Origin of the sequence: Alteromonas sp. S015 (genome assembly GCF_036864485.1) — a bacterium.
GTDB lineage: Bacteria > Pseudomonadota > Gammaproteobacteria > Enterobacterales > Alteromonadaceae > Alteromonas.
Genome location: NZ_JAZETO010000004.1, coordinates 289,781 through 309,638 on the forward strand (window position 1 = coordinate 289,781; position 19,858 = coordinate 309,638).

Genomic DNA, 19,858 nt, shown 5'->3' on the forward strand with positions numbered 1-19,858 from the left:
TCAACCATCACCTTGAGCCTGCAATATCACTTGAACCATCCAACTGCAACTGTGGTTAACTTGTGTTAAAGCGTAAATTTACTAATGGTTTTATCCAGCGCTTTCGCCTCATCATCTAGCGCATTTACCAAACTAAAGCTTCTTTCCATACTGCGTGAAGTTTCTTCTGCAGTTTGCGAAATGACAGAGATATTTTCGCTAATCTCGCCGGTAGCAGCAGATTGCTCTCGCGTTGCAGAAGCCACATGAGTATTTGCTTCGGTTAACTTGCTTACCTCAGCCGATATGTTAGAAAGAGCTTGCACGCAGGTTGATAAAAATTCAGAAGTTGCTTGCGTTCTTTCATTACCGCGCAGAATATCCGCTACGGTGTCTGACGTGCGTTTGTTAAGTTCATCCATAAGTTGACTAATTTCCGTCGTAGACTCGTTTGTTCTACTCGCAAGGTTTCTGACCTCGTCGGCGACCACCGCAAAGCCTCTGCCTTGCTCACCTGCTCTAGCCGCTTCGATAGCGGCATTTAGCGCAAGTAGATTAGTCTGCTCGGAAATGCCCCTAATTTCATCCAATATCGACGAGATAGAGTTGATACTGCTAGATAGCTCATTAACAGAGTTTACCGACTTTGTCATAACACCGCTAAGCTCACTCATGTTCTGCATAGCTTTGTTTATCGTATTAGCGCTAGCGCTTACGTTTTCTTCGGTAGTATTTGCTACTTCAGATGCGCCTTGCGCACTATTTGATATTTCACGTACGGTCAAGTCCATTTCTTCTATTGCTGCAGCAACCGAGTTTGTACTGTCGGTTTGTCTTGATGAGTAACTTTGAGAAAGCTCTATTTGTTCATATACTTGTGCAGCTATTCGCTTAACGTGCTGTGCGCTCTCTGAGACTTGAAGAAACATGGCATGAAGCTTTTCCAAGAACAAATCTATTTGACCAGACAATGCTCCAATCTCATTATTTTCATTTATATTGAGCCGTGCGGTAAGATCGCCGTCACGTTCATTCAATGAAGTAACGGCTGCGGTTATAGTATCAATAGGCGCGAAAATCTTATTCGACAAGAATTTCATACCCACCATACCTAGCGCGATGATAACAAGAGCGATAAGTATATTAATTAAAATAGCTGTGTTTATTGCGCCGTAGAGTTCATCGGTTGAGACTTCTGTTACCAGATACCAATCTAAAGAGTCTAGTTTCACAGCAAGACGCGTTACATCAACACCTGATACTTCTAATTCACTCGGCTTGTTAACAAATGCGCTTGCATTTAACTTTTCACCACGTTTCGACATGTCTGGATGCAAAGCAATATTGCCGTTATCGTCAACTAAATAAACAATGCCGCTGTCGGCGACTTTATAAGACGCTATCAGCTTAGACATGGCGTCTAACGATAACCCCACGCCGGCAAGGGCTACGCGCTCACCCTCAATTTTTAATGCATAATTGATAAATGCAGAAGCTACGCCACTTGACTTATCGATATCAATAGCAATTTCAAAAGGCTGACTGCTACTAATAAAGGTTTTAAACCAAGGGTCACCTTTAGGTGTAATTTGACGCTCGATGCCATCATGGGTGTAATAGTTGCTAGATTTACCCGACACTACATAAGCACTAATAGCCTTGCTCTCACGCTTTATCGCTGAAAGGTGGCTAGTGAGCACGTCTAGACCTTCTGAAGGCTCTCCGTTTTGTATCCAGCGTTTAATGTATACATTATTAGCCAATGAACGACTTGGAAGTATCGTGCTTTGCAAATCTAATTCAACGGCATTCTTGACCTCCCCTAGGGCCGTTGGTAGGTCAGATGTTTCTACCTTATCAGTAAGAAAGCTTAAAATAGACGTTGCAAAAACTGTCGTGGCAATGATCACTGGCACAGTAAGTGCGATAATTAACGCAATGAAAAGCAAACGCTTTAATTGCATACGCATGATTTACTCCAAATTAATTTAATAACTATCAACATTAGGTCTGTCTTAAAAACGCCAGACTGCCAGCGCTTGCACTACGCTGTCTTCTTCTTGTGTTCCTAGCTTGTTATTCCAATACTGATACTCAATCCCTAGAAACAACCTATCTTTTACGTTAAGTACAGCCTGTCCAGCGTCCCAGCGCGCTTGGATTTGTGCTAACACCCATGACTCAACAATAGCCCCGGGTATTTCAGAGGTTCTTTCATCAATGTACTCTGCGTGCCCTTCTATATAAAATTGCTGTGAAAAAAGATTTAGTGGGTATCGCCAAGCAATATCAACCATCCAGCTGTCGCCTTCTTTAGGTGCTCCTCCTGCACTAATACCTTCACTATCATCTAAATATGCGGTAACAAGCACATTGAGAAATTGGAAGCCTTCAACATCGAGATGGAGCTGTATACCTGGCAGATATTTTAAAACGTCTGACTCTGGGGCCATGTTTACCCCCATGACAAAACTGATATCGCTTAAAACACCGCTGTAATTAGCATCGAAAAGCGCTTTAGAGCTAAACGTCGGATACCACTCTGCGTATAGCTCATCACCGGCAGACGTACTTGCATAATCAGCAAAAAAGAAGTTTCCACCATATTCCCAACCGCTGGCATGTTGGAATGTAAAAATTGTCGTAGTAAGTTCAGTACCCGAGGCTTCGGCAAAAGGCTGATTGAGTTTCCCATGCTGGATATGAAGCTCGTTTTCGCTCCACGATGCACTGTGGGCGTTAAAAGAAAAAAGAAAAATTGCTGTCAAAAGAACCAACGAATAAACGTTGAACTGCATACTTATATCCTGTTAGCGTAATTTGACAAGTAAGTGTAGACGCTCTTTTCAATTCTGCATGTAATTTCTTAAAAATTAATCGTTAGCGATTAAAAATCAGATATCACGTTGAAATATAGGCCATATATATGAACTTTTCTCATCAGAAAGCTAACGTCAATTTGTTTGACGATTTCGGGCAATCTCGCTTTGCTAGCAAAGAAGAATACAAAGACGCATTAGTGGAACAACAAGAAAAGCTCTTTCACGTGCAGCAATCTTATTTCCATCAAAAAAAGCGTGCGCTAATTGTGTTTGAAGGATGGGATGCGTCAGGAAAAGGTGGCGCAATAAGACGTATCACAGAAAAACTCGATCCTCGTGGCGTAAGCGTGTTTCCTGTGGCAAAGCCCGCTCAAGAAGATCAGGAAAAACACTTTCTCTATCGCTTTTGGCAACACATCCCCCCTCCCGGTTCTCTTAAAATATTTGACCGTTCACACTACGGAAGAGTGCTTGTTGAAAGAGTTGATAAGCTCGTAGATGAAAAGGTTTGGCGACGCGGTTATGACGAAATAAACGCATTTGAAAAAACGCTGAGTGACAGCGGAGTTCGCGTTATCAAGCTTTTTATGCATATATCGTCAAGCGAGCAGCGTGAGCGCTTTGAAGAACGACTGCACAACCCCTTCAAGCGTTGGAAGTTAACCGAAGAAGACTTGCATAACCGTAAGATGCGTAAAGCCTATATCGAAGCGACGAATGACATGTTCAAGCACACTCACACCCGTTACGCGCCATGGCATGTTATAAACGGAGAGTTTAAATGGCAAGCAAGAGTAAATGTACTCAATACCGTTGTTACAAAACTCAGTGAAGGCGTAGACATCTCTCCGCCTCCACTGAATGAGCGTTTAATAGCGCTGGCCTCCAAACAACTTGATGTGGATGAAGACCTAATTAGCGACGAGGGCGCACGACCTTTGGCGGGCAATCGAAACTAACTTAAGCGAATATACGTTAGCTGTTGTTGTCCGGTAACGTTACGTTCAGCTCTAACACGCTACAATCGTCATTATTGTCTAGCTGCACCGACACTTGGTCATCAGCAATCGTCACATATTTGCGGATAACCTGAATGATTTCCTGCTGCATCATTGGCAAGTAATCAGGCTCTGTGCGCTTTTTACGCTCGTGCGCGACAATAATTTGTAACCGCTCTTTGGCTACTGCCGCAGTGCTCGGCTTTTGCTTCTTTTTGAGCAGGTCGAAAATTCCCATTACTTCCCTCCTAGCAGACGTTTAAAGAACCCTTTCTTTTCTGCTTCTAGGAAACGATGTGGAACAGTTTCGCCTAACAGACGTTTAACAGCGTCAGCATAAGCTTGTCCTGCATTAGCTTCTTCATCAAGAATAACTGGCTGACCTTGGTTTGACGCTTTAAGTACCGCTTCAGATTCTGGAATAACGCCCAATAGCGGAATAGCCAAGATTTCTTCTACATCTGCAACACTTAACATTTCAGCACTTTCAACACGGGTGGGGTTATAACGGGTTAATAAAAGGTGCTCTTTAACCGGCTCGCCCTTTTCTGCGCGCATAGATTTACTTTGAAGAATACCTAAGATACGGTCTGAATCGCGTACCGAAGAAACTTCTGGGTTGGTAACCACAATAGCCTCATCTGCAAAATACAGCGCCATCTGTGCGCCCTGTTCTATTCCTGCAGGTGAATCACAAATAATGTATTCAAAGTCCTTTTTAAGCTCATCTAATACTGCCTGAACACCTTCAACGGTAAGGGCATCTTTATCGCGGGTTTGCGATGCAGGAAGAATGAAAAGATTCTCTGTTCTCTTATCTTTAATAAGCGCTTGCTTAAGGGATGCTTCTTTGTTGATAACATTGACGAAGTCGTACACAACGCGGCGTTCACACCCCATGATAAGATCAAGATTTCGCAAACCCACATCGAAATCTATCACGACCGTTTTATGGCCGGCTAGCGCAAGCCCCGTGCTTATTGCTGCACTCGATGTAGTCTTGCCTACACCACCTTTTCCTGAGGTTACTACGATAATCTTTGCCATCTATTCTTTCCTATTAGTGCGTACAAAGCATTAAGCCAACGGCTCTATACGTAATGTTTCTTCTTCTAAAAATACTTGTGCAGGTTTCTTCCAACATTCGCCTTTTACGGTCTCATGCATTATGAATTGCCCTGCAATTGAAATAAGTTCTGCATCTAACGACTGACAAAATACACGGGCTCCCGTGTTTCCTTTGACTCCTGCCAACGCGCGGCCGCGCAGTGTGCCGTAAACGTGAATATTGCCATCGGCAAGAAGCTCAGCACCTTCACTTACAGAAGCCGTTACCACCAAGTCACTGCCCTCTGCATAAACTTGCTGACCTGAACGTACTGGGCGGTTGATCACTTTGGCAGGTTTGAGCGTCAGAGCAGCAGCGGGCGCCGGCTCACTTTTCGACGGCGTAGAAACGGTATGCTCTTGTTGAGAGGCGTGAGAATCGTTTTCGCCACTCCCTTTATTGTTTTCGCCGCCGCTCACTCTTTGCGAACGAAGTGCGCTATCGGTGAATTTACTTTGGCTTACGTCGGCCAATCCCAGATCATTAATGGTTGGTTTCAGCTCTGCCACCTCACCTTTCACCGCCATAGGCTGCAAATGCAGTCGACGGCAAAGTGCCACCAACAATTCAAACTCGGTAGCAGATAGAGGCTTCATTAAATGCAAAATCAGTGAGGAACGGGTGAAGAACTGCGGCGCACTCGCAATCTTCTGGGATAACTGAAGTTCAAAGTTATCTGGCTCAAAATTTACTACTTCTAACACAATACTGGTGAGCGTGGTGCCCTTCATGCGAAAGCAAGTTTCTGTCATCTTTTTTTCCCGAAAAGGCATTACTTTTTCCATAGCGAAAGCCATGTTTAGAAGTAAAACCTATTAGCGCTAGTATTTTTCGCTGTCTTACGCAGCTATGCAAATAATTTATTGCATCACTGTATCAAAAATCCTGTTCACATACAGCAACTGTTCTATCTGTTTAGACACGTTTTGCCCCTGCTATGCGCAAGAACACACCTAGAACAAGCCAGGAACGTGCCAATGAACGAACAGTTTTTAAACACGACGGTGTTATACGAGTTTTACCTAGAAAAACTTGTATTAATTCGCCCGTCTAAATACAAAAAAGTGCGATTTATCTGTCGCACTTTTTATCACTTAAATTTCGCTTTGGACATTTACGGCATAGTGAGATTATTAGGATCTAGCAACGACTCTAGCTCTTGCCTGGGTATATCTGTCATCGCCTCGGCCACATCAATAACAGGTTTGTTTTCCTTGTACGCTGTTTTTGCAATTTCCGCGGCTTTGGCATAGCCAATAACAGGGTTGAGCGCGGTGACGAGCACAGGGTTTTTGTAAAGCGCAGCTTCAATGTTATCTTGATTTACAGTGAAGCCCTCTATCGCCTGCTCGCCGATAAGCCTTGCACTGTTGGCCATTAGCGACAGACTTGAGAGCAAGTTGCTGGCTATCATAGGTAGCATGACATTAAGCTCAAAGTTACCCGACTGTCCACCCACCGTAATCGCCGTGTCGTTACCTATTACTTGTGCAGAAGCCATCGCCACCGCTTCTGGGATAACTGGGTTTACCTTGCCGGGCATGATAGATGAACCCGGCTGCAACGCAGGCAACGCAATCTCGCCCAGACCAGCCAAAGGCCCAGAGTTCATCCAGCGTAAATCGTTAGCAATTTTCATGAGCGTTACCGCTAAACTTTTTGTTGCACCTGAGAGCGTCACTGCCGTGTCTTGCGAGCCAATAAGTGCAAAGAAATTGTCTGCTGGCTTAAACGCGATATCGGTAAGCTCCCCTAATGTATCTGAAAACGTAGCGGCAAAATCAGCATGGGCGTTTACGCCTGTTCCCACCGCAGTGCCACCTTGCGCTAAGGTTTGAATTGCAGGCTGCACAGCGCGCAGGGTTTTCACCTGCTGTTTAAGCTGAGATACCCATGCTAGTAGACTCTGGTCCATACCCACAGGCATTGCATCCATTAAGTGAGTACGTCCTGTTTTGCAGTATTGTGCTACCGACTTTGCTTTAACCTCAATAATGCGAACTAAGTTTTCAACGGCCGGTATGAGCTGGTTTGTCAATGCAATGGCCGCGCTAACGTGAATAGTAGTGGGTATTACGTCATTTGAACTTTGCCCGTAATTTACATGATCATTCGGGTGAACGTCTTCACTCGCATAACGCGAAGCTAATCGAGCAATGACCTCGTTGGCGTTCATATTTGTACTGGTGCCTGAGCCAGTTTGAAATATATCAACGGGAAAGTGCAGCATCACATCATCAAGTGCCAACAGCTCATCACAGGCTCTCACTATGGCTTGTCCACGATCTTTATCCAGCACTTTAAGTTTCATATTGGCTTGTGCCGCGGCTTTCTTAACGGTAATTAACGCACGCACAAAAGCCTCGGGCATTCGCTGCCCGCTTATTGGAAAGTTTTGAATAGCGCGCTGAGTTTGCGCACCGTAGAGTGCATTTTCTGGGACCTGTAGTTCGCCCATACTGTCGCGTTCTGTGCGTGTTGCTGTCATAACTCGTATCCTTGTGTTGATAAAACGTATTTACTGCGTATTGGTAATGTTTCTATAAAAGACCTCATTAAGCCTCTTAACCTTTGATGTGCAACTAAGGTCGACAGGTCTCTGTAACATTACGTTATAAAAAATGGGGCACTAGCAACTGCATATCTATTTTTATTCTCGCTAGCGCTATTCGATCACTCTCGTTACAAGCGTAGCGCTCGGCTTTAAGTAACGGCTTGTATAAATTATCTAAACAGGTATAGCGCCATTGCTTGCTAACTAGCGGGTCGCACATAGTTTCATAAAGCACTTCAACTGCATTTCTGTAGATAGAAAATTTTTCGCTATCACTTGGCAAACAATGAGCAACGGCGCTCACGCCTTCTAGATAATTTTGTAAAAGCGTAGTGTTCAGCGCTTCGTCGTTAAATCCTAACCGAAGATGTTGAAGTGCATGTCGTACTGAAGACATATGCATCCTTTATGCGTCAAAAAATAGAAAACTCGATAAATACAAACAAGCCCTCTCGTACCAATAATTAAATATAAATGATAATTATTAGCATTTACAATGATCCAGTGCTATTCTTTTTCGTAATAAATTTGAATCTCCAATTTCACCTATAGGTGTAGTTAATCAAAATTCAAAGGATATTATTCATGATCAAGAAGCTTCTTGGTGGCACAGCCCTCCTCCTTATGACCTCTAGCGCATTTGCCAATAAATGCGAGGTTACTGTGGAATCTAACGATGCCATGCAATTCAACACATCCAATGTCACTATTCCTGCAAGTTGTAGTGAGTTTACTGTAACCCTTAAACACACGGGACAACTGCCTAAACAATCTATGGGCCATAACTGGGTGATGACCACTAAAGCCGACGGACAAGCGGTAGCAACCGACGGCATGAGTGCTGGTTTAGACAACAATTACGTGAAGCCAGACGACAAGCGCGTAATAGGCGCAACTGACATTATTGGCGGCGGCGAACAAACCTCTACAACCTTTTCTGTTGAAGGGTTAAGTAAAGATGAAGAATACATGTTCTTCTGTTCGTTCCCAGGTCACATCGGCATCATGAAAGGTACTGTCACGCTTTCTAGCTAGCACATTGTGATAACTAGGCGTGCTCTCATCGGCACGCCTTAAACATGGACAACAGTAGGTCGAGAGTATAGCTAGTAATGGATACAGTGTCTCACACAACTAAAAGCGGTAAGACGGTGGCCTGGTACAAGTGCTTATCTTCTCTGTCCAATACCCTCTCGCAAAACAGAGTTTATCTTCACGTAACAAATAAAAGGCTGCTGTTGCCGCTATTTATCATTGCTTTATTTACTTACGATAGAACTCGCGCTGTCGCTCTATCGGTGTTATCAGATGCATTCTTCCAAGTGGCTGCTTTTGTGTACGCATCGCTTGCGCTTTATTACATCGCCACGTTGCGCATTTCAGCCGAAGCCATTGGCAACTACATGAAAATGCATCCTGTTCACGAGGTGGGTTTATCTGCCCTACTGGGTGCTTTGCCCGGCTGCGGCGGGGCCATCATTGTCGTCACTCAGTACACGCGAGGTGTAACAAGCTTTGGAGCCGTGGTAGCCGTACTCACAAGCACGATGGGAGACGCCGCATTTCTGTTACTCGCCCAAGCGCCATTAGACGCCTTAACCGTAATGGCCGTCAGCGTTACGGCGGGTGCAATGACGGGGCTCGTGGTCAATAAGTTTCACAATTACCGAGCAACGGTAACCAATAGTATGCATCAACATTCGCGAAACGGTGATAAATCCAAAGCGACAAGCCTAAGAGCCATATCACTTTCTAAAATGTTCTGGACGATTGTGGGCTTACCTTCGCTAGCGATTGCGCTTGGTTTGGCGTTTCAACTTCCCGTACACAGTTACCTTTCTATCAGTGAAAGTACCCTAACGCTGATTGGCGCAGCGTTATGTATCTCGAGCCTTGGATTGTGGTCTTTGTGTGGTTCAGGAAGCGGATACGCTTCGATTACAAAAGAGGACGTAATTCCGCCGCCGCCTAAATGGCAAGAGAAAGCCGCATTAGATACGCAGTTTGTACTGGCATGGGTAGTACTTGCCTTTCTCATGTTCGAGCTGTCTGTAGTCTGGTTTGGGCTCGACATTGCAGGGCTTCTTCAATTGATGGGCCCCGGCTTAGTCGGCTTGGCAATTGTTATCGGATTATTACCAGGATGCGGTCCACAGATTTTAGTAACTAGCCTATACCTCAATGGCGCAGTGCCATTTTCCGCACAACTCGGTAATGCAATCAGTAATGACGGCGATGCCTTGTTTCCCGCTATTGCGCTTTCTCCAAAAGCAGCGCTAATTGCCACCGTGTATTCTGCCATTCCCGCGTTTCTTGTGGGTTATGGCTACTGGTATTTATTTGAATAAAGCTTTTAACGAATTACAAACGCAATTAACGCTTAGTAAAGCGCTGCCCCACAGCGATTACTCTATTTCGACAGAAAGCGCTTCATTCCACGGCACGCTTATCTCATAGTTGCCTTTACGGGTTTTGTATTGATAGACCGTTGTAGAAAAACTAATGGATTCGGGATTTATATCTTCCTCGATAGTGAGAGTTACGTTAACGGCTTGGAAAAAGCGAAAGCGGTATTTTACATCTTCGGCAAGCAAGTTTGACTTTCCGGATTTAAGCGTAACAGGCTCACCGTTTCGCTTCCCCGCAACCGCAATATCTAAACTGCCATTGATCACCGCTTTTTGCTGTTTGGACTGCAGTAAAACCAACCTAAGTTGATAGGTATTGTCACTTAACTTAAAAACTTCTACCCCTTCAATTGCAAAGCCTTCGTCGCTTTTCTCAGGCGCCATAACCCTTTCATAGAAACTCAAAAGCTCTTGTTGCGCCTCAAGCTCTTTTCTCTGTTCACTTAACATCGTAGCAATATTTTCTGCCTCTAGTTTGGCTAGTTCCATCGCCACTTCAAGTTGGTTTACTTTCGTAGTAAGCGCATTATTCTCTTCTGATAATATGGCTATAGTTTCTTGCTGAGCCTGTACTTTTTTGCCATCGCCTTCATCAAGGATCCGCGCTAACTTGTAACCGAATCCCACCATTGCAAACATAATAAACGCCACTAGCAGCGTCCATTTGTAGTTACCTAATACTTCTTTTAACTGCTCGGTCGTCATGATCTCTACATCAATAAAAAACACTGTGCGCTAAGGCGCTCTAAACATTATGAATTTTAAGCGTTTATGGTAAGCTTCTCTTTACGTTAACCTACTGTACCACATCATGCGCTTGCAGGCTTTAAGAGAGGAAGTAGCTCATCCACGCACATCTATTCAGTTGTGTATGCTTGGCATTGTTGGGGGGACCTGCGCGGCGCTTATTATTATATTGTTTCGTCTATGCGTTGAATGGCTTCAAGAAACAGGCGTTACGTCGCTTCAGTCGGCTCTTGCTCATGACTGGTTAGTTTGGCTTATCATGCCGCTCATGAGTGTAGGCTTGATATTATTTATCGCCTTTCTCACAGGCTTTAAGCACTATCGCTTGGGTATTCCTTTCGTGATTCACAGGGTAAAATACTATTACGGTCATATTCCTTTCAGAACCACGATTAACCAATTCTTTGGCGGCATGCTAGCTCTTGCCGGCGGTTTCGTGGTTGGTCGAGAAGGCCCTTCCGTTCATTTAGGCGCGTCAGGCAGTAGTTTCTTAGGGCAATGGCTTCGCTTACCTTACAACAGCATTCGAATTCTTGCGGGCTGCGGAATTGCGGCCGGGATTTCAGCATCATTCAACACCCCATTTGCAGCCGTAATTTTCGTGATGGAAGTGGTACTTAGAGAGTACAAAATACATATTTTCGTTCCTGTTATGCTCGCTGCTGCCTGCGGCTCTGTGCTCACTCGCATTGTATTTGGAGAGGTAAACGAGCTGTCGTTTTTATCGTTCAATGCATTTAGTCAGTGGATGTATTTCTATTTAGTGTTATTAGGCATTCTTTTAGGCATGTTGGCGGTCTTATTCAATAGCCAGCTCATGCGAGTAATGACGTGGTTCAGACCAGTTACCATGGTGTGGCGTCTAATACTTGCTGCACTTATTACCGGTACCATTGGCATGTTTATACCTGAAGCCCTTGGCGCCAACTTTATCGATGTTGAGCACTTATTTGATAGCTCTCCCGGCGCGCTGTTGCTGGTTTCTACCTTGGTGTTTAAAGTTGTTTTGGCGGTATTTGCAATTGGCCTCGGTATTCCAGGAGGAATTATTGGCCCGGTTATGGTTATTGGCATGCTCGCTGGCGCCGTACTTTTACTGCCACTGTCGTACTTTATTGACGTACCCGAATTTACCAACAGCTTCGCCCTGTTAGGCATAGCTGGCATGTTGACCGCAGTATTGCACGCGCCTCTTGCAGCGCTCTCTGCGGTTATGGAACTATCGTACAGCCCGCAAATTATTCTACCTGCCATGTTGGTCATTGTGCCTGCTTACGTGACTTCTACGCAGTTCTTTGGCAACCGCTCTATTTTCATACGCCAGCTTGACTATCAAAACCTCCCTTACGCGATCTCATCTATTCGTGAAGCACTTGAGAAAACGGGCGTACTTGCAGCAATGAATACCGAGTACAAGCTATTTCACGATGCGCCGGAGCAAGCGTTAATTGACTACTTAGAAAGCGATCCAACAAAAATTGTCATTCAGAAGTTAAAATTTGAAATAGATGTGCAGTATAAGCTGGTCCAATACAATGTAAGCTTAGAACACGATGCAACAGCGTTAAACTATTACGAAATGGAAGGCATTAGTGCGCAGTCTACCCTACACGAAGTATACGAACACCTTAAAAATTCGCGCTCTGGCGCAGTTTATATTTACGATCAGGAGCTTAACGATATCATTGGCGTAGTAACGTGGAATATCTTACAAAGCTTCTTACAAAAGGCTCATTATTAGTATGTACATTTTATGGTTTAAAGCGCTGCACATCTTTTTTATGCTGGCTTGGATGGCAGGACTTTTTTATTTACCCCGACTTTTTGTCTATCACGCGACAACGAAATCTCAAGTGGTAAAAGACGAATTTAAGATCATGGAACGTCGCCTGTGGTTCTTCGTCACACCATTCGCCTTGTTAACTCTGGCGTTCGGCGTTGCGCTTATTGTCAGCTATGGTGGAACTTGGTTTAAAATGTCAGGGTGGCTTCATATAAAGTTGCTGCTGCTTCTTGCTATTTACGGCTATCACTTCTATTTGTTTAAGCTAATGAAGCAATTTGCACGCGACGAAAATAGACACTCTCCGCGCTTTTATCGCTTTTTAAATGAAGCGCCTGTGCTTATCATTCTCGCCATCGTTTGCTTGGCTGTGGTAAAACCTTTATAAAAGTTAACGTCAAACTAAATAGTAAAGGCGCACGTACAAAGTTATTGAAAAGTCAGTACTCAAGGAACCAGTACTACTGTGCAGTGTGAGAAGTATTTTTTTAGCTTGTTGTTGAGAGTGTTGTAAGCATTGCACAAAATCGCCCAGAACCTGCAGCTTCTCGGGTTTAACAAATTGTTTTTATCGGAATGCTAACCATGGATGACAGTAATCAACACCTCAAGCATTTGCTCAAACAGACAGACATTGCCTTCAAGGCGCTTATGAGGGAGCCTGCCTCGCGGCTTCTCAACGAGCAATACGAAAAGGCAAAGCTTGAACTAGATAGCTATACTGCTTCGCTTAAACACACGTTGAATCAACGACATCAACAACAAAGACAGCGCTAATTTTAAATTAGCGTTTTGTTGTTTTTTGCTTCTCCTGCAGCTCCCTGTTATCAAACTTTCCCCTAGGTTACTTTGTTAAAGGTTTCAAATTGATTGGGTAACGCACCTGCTAGCTCCCCTGATAATTTCGTGTAATCAGCCAGCACCGAAGGAAGCTGTTTAACAAGCATGTATATATTACTCTCAAGCTGAGCAGCTTGTTTGTTGTTTCTGTAAGACAAGGCTAATTCAATATTAGCAAGCGTTGAGAAAAGCTTTAAACATCGAGACAGGCGAGCTTCTGCTGGTTCTGTTTCCTCAAGCTCGTTATTGTCACAGTCTTTCTTGTCCGCCTTACTTTTTTCTAAATGCTTTTCCCAATGGTTCCAAGCATTTTGCCATACAGGCTCTAATTGCTTGTGTACGTGTAAAAGTCCATTTAGCCAGCTTTCGAGCTCTTTGGAAGGCCTCGTTGCCCCTTGCACCTCTATCGCAACGGTTAATTCACTAGGTATGGGCGACTTTTCCTGACGCATAAAATCTAAATGTGCCCGAAGGCCATTCATTAATGTATCGGCAAGCTTATCTACATCTTTATCTACAAGGTGGCTGTCACTGGACTGTATGAGCCACGGCATCCACTGTTCAGGCATGGGAATCTCTGGAGCGGAGGCAACGGCAAAGATCATTCCATCTACGTAATAAGTATCCGGAAGCACATTTTCGAAAGTGGGAAGCGAAACAATATTGCTGATTGTGTTTATTGGAAACTCATCTTTCACCATTACCATCCTATTTTAATTTGCGTTCTCTTTTATGAAACGGTAGTCTGCGCGGCCACTTTGTAGAAGGCATGCTTTATAACCTTATATCTACCCCAAATAATGGGAAATAAGATAGAGAGTAAACAATAAACTTCTACACTGGGTACGCGACAATAGGTTTAAAACCAATCTGTTACTGTATTGGTTTAGCGGTACTGTTGCGTGCTCGCCTACCTATTGTCATGATAGCAAAACTTAACTAAGAGTCGTTGCAATGGCAAAAGATAAATCAGGATACATCATCGCGGCCGCCTTTATCGGCCCTGGAACAGTAACTACGGCCAGTCTGGCAGGTGCAAACTTTGGCTTTCATCTAGTATGGGCGCTTCTTTTCTCTATATTCGCAACCATAGTATTGCAAGACATGGCTGCGCGTTTAGGTGTGGCCAGCGGCCAAGGCCTAGCCAGTGCCATGAAAAACATGGCTTACAAGCCATGGCTAAAGAACCTTTTTATCGTGCTTATCGTCAGTGCTATCGGCATTGGTAATGCAGCCTACGAATCGGGCAACCTAACCGGCGCTGCAATCGGCCTAGACGCATTTATCAGTATAGGCATTGGCCCCTGGGCCAGTATTTTGGGCACTATCGCTATAGTTTTGCTCTGGTCGGGCAGCTACAAATGGATAGAGACAGTACTGGTGTATCTAGTCTTTATTATGGCTGGCGTTTTTCTTATCACACTGTTGGTGGCCAAACCTGATTTCGCTGCCATGTTTAGCCAATTCACCTCACCAAGATTAGACGCAGATGCTATTACGACCGTTCTTGCCCTCATAGGCACAACCATAGTGCCTTACAACTTGTTTCTTCACGCCAGTTTGGTTGCAAAATCATCGAAAGGCCAAGATAAACAAGAAGCGGTCATCGCGTGCCGAAACCAGTCTGCTAGAGCTATTAGTATGGGAGGGCTTATTACACTTGTCGTAATGGCAACAGCAATGATGGCGTTCTTCAATCAAGCTGCCACTATGGACGCTTCGAACATGGGCGAGCAGCTTAAGCCGGTGTTAGGTGACAAAGCCCAATGGTTCTTTGCACTAGGATTGTTCGCCGCTGGCTTAACCAGTGCTATCACTGCACCGCTAGCAGCCGCTTATGCGGTAACAGGAGCGCTAGGGCTTTCTGACGATATGCAAAGCAAGAGCTTTAAAGTGGTATGGTTTATCATCATTGTAGTAGGTGTGAGCGTTGCAGCACTTGGCTTTAAGCCCCTACCCGCCATTTTGTTTGCTCAAGCGACTAATGCTCTTTTACTGCCAATTATTGCCATATTTCTGCTGGTCGTTATGAATAAAAGCACCGCACTGGGTGAATTTAGAAACACATGGAAAAGTAACCTGGCTGGCTTTCTAGTAGTGGGAACTGTGATTGGTTTAGGTCTGTATAAACTAATCGGCGTATTTAGCTAGCTTCAAAAGTGGGGTCAGAGTAATTTACTTCCTTTGTGTGTCATTGTAGTGTGCGCTCGCAGATAGCAATGAAATTACGTGACTAACAAACTAACTGCATATGAGAAGGGCCAAAGTTATACTTTGGCCCTTTTTAATAGAGAGCGTCGTTATAAAAAGTACTCTGACCCCATTTTGGGGCTGAAAAAGTACTCTGACCCCAATTTTTAGCTGGCGAGGCGTTGCAGAATGTCTTGGAGCATCGCTTTGCTGCAGCCAAAGTTAATTCTGAAATGATCCGCTTTGTGAAAGTCGATGCCTGGTGACGGGCCTACGCCTTTTTCTTCAGCCCATAGCTGAACGTTCTCTACACCTAGCCCACTGGCGTCTACCCACGCAAGAAACGTCGCATCGGCTTTGAGCATATTAAGCCCGTCAATACTATTTATGGTGTTGAACACCATGTCTCTGTTCTCACGCAAGTAAATAATTTGCTGCTGATGCCAATCATCACACTGCGTGAACGCAGCTTCCGTTGCCGCTAAACCCAATACAGTAACCCAAGGTACGATGCCCGCTGCGGCATTAGTAAATGCCTGTCGCAGTTGGCGATTAGGGATGATGGCAAAAGAGGTGCCCAAACCAGCTATGTTAAATGTTTTGCTGGCGGCCATTAGCGTAACGCTATTTTCAGCAAGGTTTGTCTCACGGCCCGCCGGAATGTGCTGCTTGCCTTCTTCTAAAATAAGGTCGCAGTGGATTTCATCAGAACATAGCTTAACATTGTTCGCGTTACAGATGTCAGCAATGCGCTCTAATTCAGCTTTGGTAAGCACCGAACCTACCGGGTTCATTGGGTTACAAAGAATAAACATCTTACACTTAGGATCAGCCGCTTCTCTTTCTAATGCTTCAAAATCTAACGTATAGCGCGCACCTTCAACACTCGAGATAGTTTCAGAACTCGTGCCGTCGTCATTTTGCACTACCGTGCCTATATCTACCCGTTCAAGACCATTTAGTTTTGGGGCAGCCAGTAGAGGCGGATAATTAGGTGTTTGAATAAGTACTTTATCACCGGGTTCACAATAGGCTTTACACGCTACGTTAAACGCTGGCACAACGCCTGGTGTCCACACTAGCCACTCGGGTTGAATTTCCCAATTATGCTTATCTTTAAGCCATCTCACTACAGCCTGAATGGCGCCATCGTGGTGGGCGGGCAGTATGTAGCCCATGTTGCCATGCTCAACCTGAGCAGAAATGGCTTCTAGGATAGGCTGCGCACAGCGAAACTCGGTATCAGCAACCCACGCAGGAATGATGTCTTTTCCTTTGTACTTTTGCCATTTAAACGAAAATGTGTCTTTTCTAGGAGGGATATTATCGAATAAGGCGCTCACATTGCATCCTGTTACATAAAAACTTATGCCATCAGTGTAGAATTTTAGCGCCTCATAAACTAGAGGAGTGAGATGAATTAACTCGAATTTACTATATCGAAATGTACTTTTATATAGACTAATTCAATGAGTCTACATGGCAACCGGCTCGTTTAGCTTCTGTGTTCGAATCCTTGCCTAACGAAAGGCCCAATTAACTTTCTGTGTATAGTTTTGGTCTCAATGCTACTGTTATCCTTCGACGCTAACTGACAGACTCAGCTAACCTGTGAGACCACTTCTTTCGATTTTTGAATCAGTTCTTCCATATTTAGTGGCTTAGCGAGAAACGCGGTGACTTGCAGCTTACGTGCCTCTATCACTAACTCTTTGTTCGGATCGGCAGTAATAAGCAAAAATGGGACATTCAAACCCGATGACTGGCAAGTTTTTAAAAGGCTTAGACCATCATACTCCGGCATTACCTGATCACTAATAATCAAACTTATGGAATCTGAGGTTTGTTGCAGCAAAAAGTCCCTTGCGAATTTGCTACGGGTAAATGGATACACGGTAGCATCTAACTGCGTTTCTAACGCGTCAGCAATAAGGTCAAGTGTGATGGGATCATCTTCAACAACTGCTACAGCAAACACGACTTTCCCCCTTTCATTAGGTCATTCGTCACAAATATAACAACAACTTAGCTTAACACTAAAAGCATCCTGTGTATTATCAAGCATAGAATCTCAAGACGCTTTTGACCACTAACCTTTGGTCGACATTTACGCTTTTTCGTCGCTTAGCGCTAGTAGCAGCTTTTTATAATGGCCGAAGAGGTACGTGAGTAGAAACGCCTGGGAAACGTAATAAAAAATGCCAGCTACAGCTGGCATTTTTAAAATCGATTTAAGTCTTAGAAATGATTAAGACTTAGGTGCGCGCGATGCACGCTTACGCTCGTTTTCTGTAAGAAGCTTCTTACGAATACGGATAGACTCAGGCGTCACTTCTACTAACTCGTCGTCATCGATGAACTCAAGCGCTTGCTCAAGTGACATTCTGATTGGTGGAACAAGTGTTTGCGCTTCGTCAGTACCTGATGCACGAACGTTAGTAAGCTGCTTACCTTTAAGCGCGTTCACAGTAAGGTCATTGTCACGGCTGTGAATACCGATAACCATACCTTCGTACACTTCAACACCGTGACCGATGAATAGACGACCACGCTCTTGAAGGTTAAACAGGGCGTTAGTTAGTGCTTTACCATTTGCGTTGGCAATAAGTACACCGTTCTTACGCTTACCAATGATACCGCCTTTGTACGGACCATAGTGATCGAACGTGTGATATAGCAAACCAGAACCCGACGTTAACGTCATGAACTCTGTTTGGAAACCAATTAGGCCACGGCTTGGAATGATAAAGTCGATACGTACACGACCTTTACCATCTGGAGACATGTCAGTCATTTCCGCTTTACGCAGACCAAGCTGTTCCATGATTGACCCTTGGTGCTGTTCTTCACAGTCGATGGTCAAGGTTTCGTATGGTTCTTGCGTTGCGCCGTCAACTTCTTTCAGAATTACTTCTGGACGAGAAACAGCAAGCTCGTAACCTTCACGACGCATGTTTTCGATAAGAATACCTAGGTGAAGTTCACCACGACCAGATACGCGGAACTTGTCCGGATCAGGCATTTCTTCAACGCGCAGCGCAACGTTGTGTACTAGTTCGTCTTTAAGACGCTCAAGGATATTACGTGAGGTTACGTACTTACCTTCTTTACCTGCAAACGGTGACGTGTTTACCTGAAACGTCATGGTTACCGTAGGCTCATCAACCGTAAGTGGAGGAAGCGCTTCTACGGTGTTAACGTCACAAATTGTGTCAGAGATCTTAAGTTCGCCAAGACCTGTGATAGCAATGATGTCGCCAGCATGCGCAGATTCAACTTCGTGACGAGCAAGACCAAGGTAGCCATATACAAGGCCAACTTTACCATTGCGCTTTTCGCCATCAGCAGTAACAACCGTTACTTGTTGGTTTGGCTTCACAGAGCCACGCTTAACACGACCTACACCGATTACGCCCACGTATGAGTTGTAATCAAGCTGAGAAATCTGCATTTGGAAAGGACCGTCTACGTCTGCATCAGGTGCAGAAACTTGCTCGACGATAGTTTCAAATAGCGCATTCATGTCTTCTTGCGGCTCGTCAGCATCGTGTGACGCCCAGCCATTAAGTGCAGAAGCGTAAACAACTTGGAAATCTAGCTGTTCGTCAGTCGCACCTAGGTTGTCGAAAAGGTCAAATACTTGGTCCATAACCCAATCTGGGCGAGCACCTGGCTTGTCGATTTTATTGATAACAACGATTGGCTTTAGACCTTGAGCGAATGCCTTTTGCGTAACAAAGCGCGTTTGTGGCATTGGGCCTTCTTGTGCATCTACAAGTAGAAGTACAGAGTCGGCCATTGACATGACACGCTCTACTTCACCACCGAAGTCAGCGTGCCCTGGAGTGTCTACGATGTTGATGCGGTAGTCATTCCAGTTAATCGCTGTGTTCTTAGCTAGGATGGTAATGCCACGTTCTTTCTCGATGTCGTTCGAGTCCATTACGCGCTCTTCTTGCTCGCCTCGAGATTCAAGGGTGCCAGACTGCTGTAACAGTTTGTCTACCAGGGTGGTTTTACCGTGGTCAACGTGGGCGATGATTGCGATGTTACGCAATTTACTAATATCAGTGGTATTCATGCTTATATAGAGCCTGTGTAAATCGATGCCGACTTATTTCGGAAATCGAATAAGTCTGCATTAGATTTGTTGCAAAAAAATGCAGATAGAAAAATTTGCGCGGATTGTACAGAAAAACCACGACGTTTGCGCATCTTTTTTTTGATAGAAACGAGTTTTATTGCTTTTCGAAAACCAGACCAATAAATGACCACGCACTTTTGCACTGAATTGATCATATTAAGTGGCTATACACTAAAAAGTAATCTAGGCTGATTGACGTACAAATGAGCACAAAACGCCATATTGGTGCAGCGATGCACCAATATGGCGCATTTTAATTCAAACGGAAGTGATAGATGCCCGTCT

Annotated in this window: 19 protein-coding genes; 7 read left to right on the forward strand and 12 right to left on the reverse strand. The window is 44.5% G+C overall.

Features of this window, described 5'->3' with window-relative positions; translation table 11 throughout:
* Positions 1-65: 65 nt before the first annotated feature.
* Complete coding sequence (locus tag V7R42_RS09940) at positions 66-1,949, reverse strand: methyl-accepting chemotaxis protein (RefSeq protein ID WP_334020027.1); 1,884 nt, start codon at positions 1,947-1,949, stop codon at positions 66-68.
* A gap of 45 nt (positions 1,950-1,994) precedes the next feature.
* Positions 1,995-2,777 carry a hypothetical protein gene (locus V7R42_RS09945; protein WP_334020028.1) on the reverse strand — a complete coding sequence of 261 codons (783 nt, stop codon included), beginning with the start codon at positions 2,775-2,777 and terminating at the stop codon, positions 1,995-1,997.
* Between the two features lie 128 nt (positions 2,778-2,905).
* Here V7R42_RS09945 and V7R42_RS09950 point away from each other — a divergent pair, with 128 nt between their 5' ends.
* Entirely contained in the window at positions 2,906-3,760 is an 855-nt protein-coding gene (locus tag V7R42_RS09950; RefSeq protein ID WP_334020029.1) for a polyphosphate kinase 2 family protein, read from the forward strand.
* A 16-nt stretch (positions 3,761-3,776) separates the two neighbouring features.
* Here V7R42_RS09950 and minE read toward each other — a convergent pair whose 3' ends face one another.
* The 5 genes from minE to V7R42_RS09975 form a co-directional block, all read right to left on the reverse strand.
* On the reverse strand, positions 3,777-4,037 hold the full coding sequence (minE, locus tag V7R42_RS09955) for a cell division topological specificity factor MinE (protein ID WP_334020030.1): 261 nt from the start codon (positions 4,035-4,037) through the stop codon (positions 3,777-3,779).
* Positions 4,037-4,846: a septum site-determining protein MinD gene (gene minD / locus V7R42_RS09960; protein WP_014999406.1), complete on the reverse strand. Its 810-nt coding sequence runs from the start codon at positions 4,844-4,846 to the stop codon at positions 4,037-4,039. The genes minE and minD overlap by 1 nt, the downstream gene beginning before the upstream one ends.
* Before the next feature lie 30 nt (positions 4,847-4,876).
* The gene (gene minC / locus V7R42_RS09965) at positions 4,877-5,659 is read right to left on the reverse strand and encodes a septum site-determining protein MinC (protein WP_334020031.1); all 783 of its coding nucleotides are present in this window, start codon (positions 5,657-5,659) and stop codon (positions 4,877-4,879) included.
* 362 nt (positions 5,660-6,021) lie between these two features.
* On the reverse strand, positions 6,022-7,395 hold the full coding sequence (locus V7R42_RS09970) for a class II fumarate hydratase (RefSeq protein WP_334020032.1): 1,374 nt from the start codon (positions 7,393-7,395) through the stop codon (positions 6,022-6,024).
* A gap of 124 nt (positions 7,396-7,519) precedes the next feature.
* Entirely contained in the window at positions 7,520-7,858 is a 339-nt protein-coding gene (locus tag V7R42_RS09975; protein ID WP_334020033.1) for a hypothetical protein, read from the reverse strand.
* A gap of 188 nt (positions 7,859-8,046) precedes the next feature.
* On the opposite strand from V7R42_RS09975, the gene azu reads away from it, so the two are divergent.
* Both azu and V7R42_RS09985 read left to right on the forward strand, forming a co-directional pair.
* On the forward strand, positions 8,047-8,496 hold the full coding sequence (gene azu, locus V7R42_RS09980; protein WP_334020034.1) for an azurin: 450 nt from the start codon (positions 8,047-8,049) through the stop codon (positions 8,494-8,496).
* A 77-nt stretch (positions 8,497-8,573) separates the two neighbouring features.
* The gene (locus V7R42_RS09985; protein WP_334020035.1) at positions 8,574-9,809 is read left to right on the forward strand and encodes a putative manganese transporter; all 1,236 of its coding nucleotides are present in this window, start codon (positions 8,574-8,576) and stop codon (positions 9,807-9,809) included.
* Between the two features lie 57 nt (positions 9,810-9,866).
* Here the strand turns inward: V7R42_RS09985 and V7R42_RS09990 are convergent, their stop codons facing one another.
* Positions 9,867-10,574, reverse strand: a complete 708-nt coding sequence (locus V7R42_RS09990; protein ID WP_334020036.1) for a DUF6776 family protein — start codon at positions 10,572-10,574, stop codon at positions 9,867-9,869.
* Positions 10,575-10,680: 106 nt separating this feature from the next.
* Here V7R42_RS09990 and V7R42_RS09995 point away from each other — a divergent pair, with 106 nt between their 5' ends.
* The 3 genes from V7R42_RS09995 (at position 10,681) to V7R42_RS10005 (ending at position 13,176) form a co-directional block, all read left to right on the forward strand.
* Entirely contained in the window at positions 10,681-12,357 is a 1,677-nt protein-coding gene (locus tag V7R42_RS09995) for a chloride channel protein (protein WP_334020037.1), read from the forward strand.
* A gap of 1 nt (position 12,358) precedes the next feature.
* A complete protein-coding gene (locus V7R42_RS10000) occupies positions 12,359-12,787 on the forward strand; it encodes a CopD family protein (RefSeq protein ID WP_334020038.1) in 429 nt (142 codons plus the stop codon).
* 197 nt (positions 12,788-12,984) lie between these two features.
* The gene (locus V7R42_RS10005) at positions 12,985-13,176 is read left to right on the forward strand and encodes a hypothetical protein (protein ID WP_014950582.1); all 192 of its coding nucleotides are present in this window, start codon (positions 12,985-12,987) and stop codon (positions 13,174-13,176) included.
* A gap of 62 nt (positions 13,177-13,238) precedes the next feature.
* Here the strand turns inward: V7R42_RS10005 and V7R42_RS10010 are convergent, their stop codons facing one another.
* Positions 13,239-13,940: a UPF0149 family protein gene (locus tag V7R42_RS10010; protein WP_334020039.1), complete on the reverse strand. Its 702-nt coding sequence runs from the start codon at positions 13,938-13,940 to the stop codon at positions 13,239-13,241.
* Between the two features lie 253 nt (positions 13,941-14,193).
* Between V7R42_RS10010 and V7R42_RS10015 the strand changes: the two genes are divergently transcribed.
* Complete coding sequence (locus V7R42_RS10015) at positions 14,194-15,390, forward strand: Nramp family divalent metal transporter (protein WP_334020040.1); 1,197 nt, start codon at positions 14,194-14,196, stop codon at positions 15,388-15,390.
* Positions 15,391-15,596: 206 nt separating this feature from the next.
* On the opposite strand, the gene V7R42_RS10020 is transcribed toward V7R42_RS10015, so the two are convergent.
* The 3 genes from V7R42_RS10020 to typA all read right to left on the reverse strand — a co-directional run bounded on the left by V7R42_RS10020 (position 15,597) and on the right by typA (position 19,510).
* Positions 15,597-16,772, reverse strand: coding sequence for a MalY/PatB family protein (locus tag V7R42_RS10020; RefSeq protein ID WP_334020041.1), 1,176 nt, complete (start codon positions 16,770-16,772; stop codon positions 15,597-15,599).
* Positions 16,773-17,029: 257 nt separating this feature from the next.
* Positions 17,030-17,407 carry a response regulator gene (locus V7R42_RS10025; protein ID WP_334020042.1) on the reverse strand — a complete coding sequence of 126 codons (378 nt, stop codon included), beginning with the start codon at positions 17,405-17,407 and terminating at the stop codon, positions 17,030-17,032.
* 270 nt (positions 17,408-17,677) lie between these two features.
* Positions 17,678-19,510 carry a translational GTPase TypA gene (gene typA / locus V7R42_RS10030; RefSeq protein ID WP_334020043.1) on the reverse strand — a complete coding sequence of 611 codons (1,833 nt, stop codon included), beginning with the start codon at positions 19,508-19,510 and terminating at the stop codon, positions 17,678-17,680.
* Between the last annotated feature and the right edge of the window lie 348 nt (positions 19,511-19,858).

What these genes read in the sequence shown, in the direction of transcription:
- azu (WP_334020034.1), top strand. Translation starts at nt 8,047, where the DNA reads ATGATCAAGAAGCTTCTTGGTGGCACAGCCCTCCTCCTTATGACCTCT.
- V7R42_RS09995 (WP_334020037.1), top strand. Translation starts at nt 10,681, where the DNA reads ATGCGCTTGCAGGCTTTAAGAGAGGAAGTAGCTCATCCACGCACATCT.
- V7R42_RS09940 (WP_334020027.1), bottom strand. Translation starts at nt 1,949, where the DNA reads ATGCGTATGCAATTAAAGCGTTTGCTTTTCATTGCGTTAATTATCGCA.
- V7R42_RS10015 (WP_334020040.1), top strand. Translation starts at nt 14,194, where the DNA reads ATGGCAAAAGATAAATCAGGATACATCATCGCGGCCGCCTTTATCGGC.
- V7R42_RS09950 (WP_334020029.1), top strand. Translation starts at nt 2,906, where the DNA reads ATGAACTTTTCTCATCAGAAAGCTAACGTCAATTTGTTTGACGATTTC.
- typA (WP_334020043.1), bottom strand. Translation starts at nt 19,510, where the DNA reads ATGAATACCACTGATATTAGTAAATTGCGTAACATCGCAATCATCGCC.
- minD (WP_014999406.1), bottom strand. Translation starts at nt 4,846, where the DNA reads ATGGCAAAGATTATCGTAGTAACCTCAGGAAAAGGTGGTGTAGGCAAG.
- V7R42_RS09975 (WP_334020033.1), bottom strand. Translation starts at nt 7,858, where the DNA reads ATGTCTTCAGTACGACATGCACTTCAACATCTTCGGTTAGGATTTAAC.
- V7R42_RS10005 (WP_014950582.1), top strand. Translation starts at nt 12,985, where the DNA reads ATGGATGACAGTAATCAACACCTCAAGCATTTGCTCAAACAGACAGAC.
- minE (WP_334020030.1), bottom strand. Translation starts at nt 4,037, where the DNA reads ATGGGAATTTTCGACCTGCTCAAAAAGAAGCAAAAGCCGAGCACTGCG.
- V7R42_RS09990 (WP_334020036.1), bottom strand. Translation starts at nt 10,574, where the DNA reads ATGACGACCGAGCAGTTAAAAGAAGTATTAGGTAACTACAAATGGACG.
- minC (WP_334020031.1), bottom strand. Translation starts at nt 5,659, where the DNA reads ATGACAGAAACTTGCTTTCGCATGAAGGGCACCACGCTCACCAGTATT.
- V7R42_RS09985 (WP_334020035.1), top strand. Translation starts at nt 8,574, where the DNA reads ATGGATACAGTGTCTCACACAACTAAAAGCGGTAAGACGGTGGCCTGG.
- V7R42_RS09945 (WP_334020028.1), bottom strand. Translation starts at nt 2,777, where the DNA reads ATGCAGTTCAACGTTTATTCGTTGGTTCTTTTGACAGCAATTTTTCTT.
- V7R42_RS10010 (WP_334020039.1), bottom strand. Translation starts at nt 13,940, where the DNA reads ATGGTGAAAGATGAGTTTCCAATAAACACAATCAGCAATATTGTTTCG.
- V7R42_RS10000 (WP_334020038.1), top strand. Translation starts at nt 12,359, where the DNA reads ATGTACATTTTATGGTTTAAAGCGCTGCACATCTTTTTTATGCTGGCT.
- V7R42_RS09970 (WP_334020032.1), bottom strand. Translation starts at nt 7,395, where the DNA reads ATGACAGCAACACGCACAGAACGCGACAGTATGGGCGAACTACAGGTC.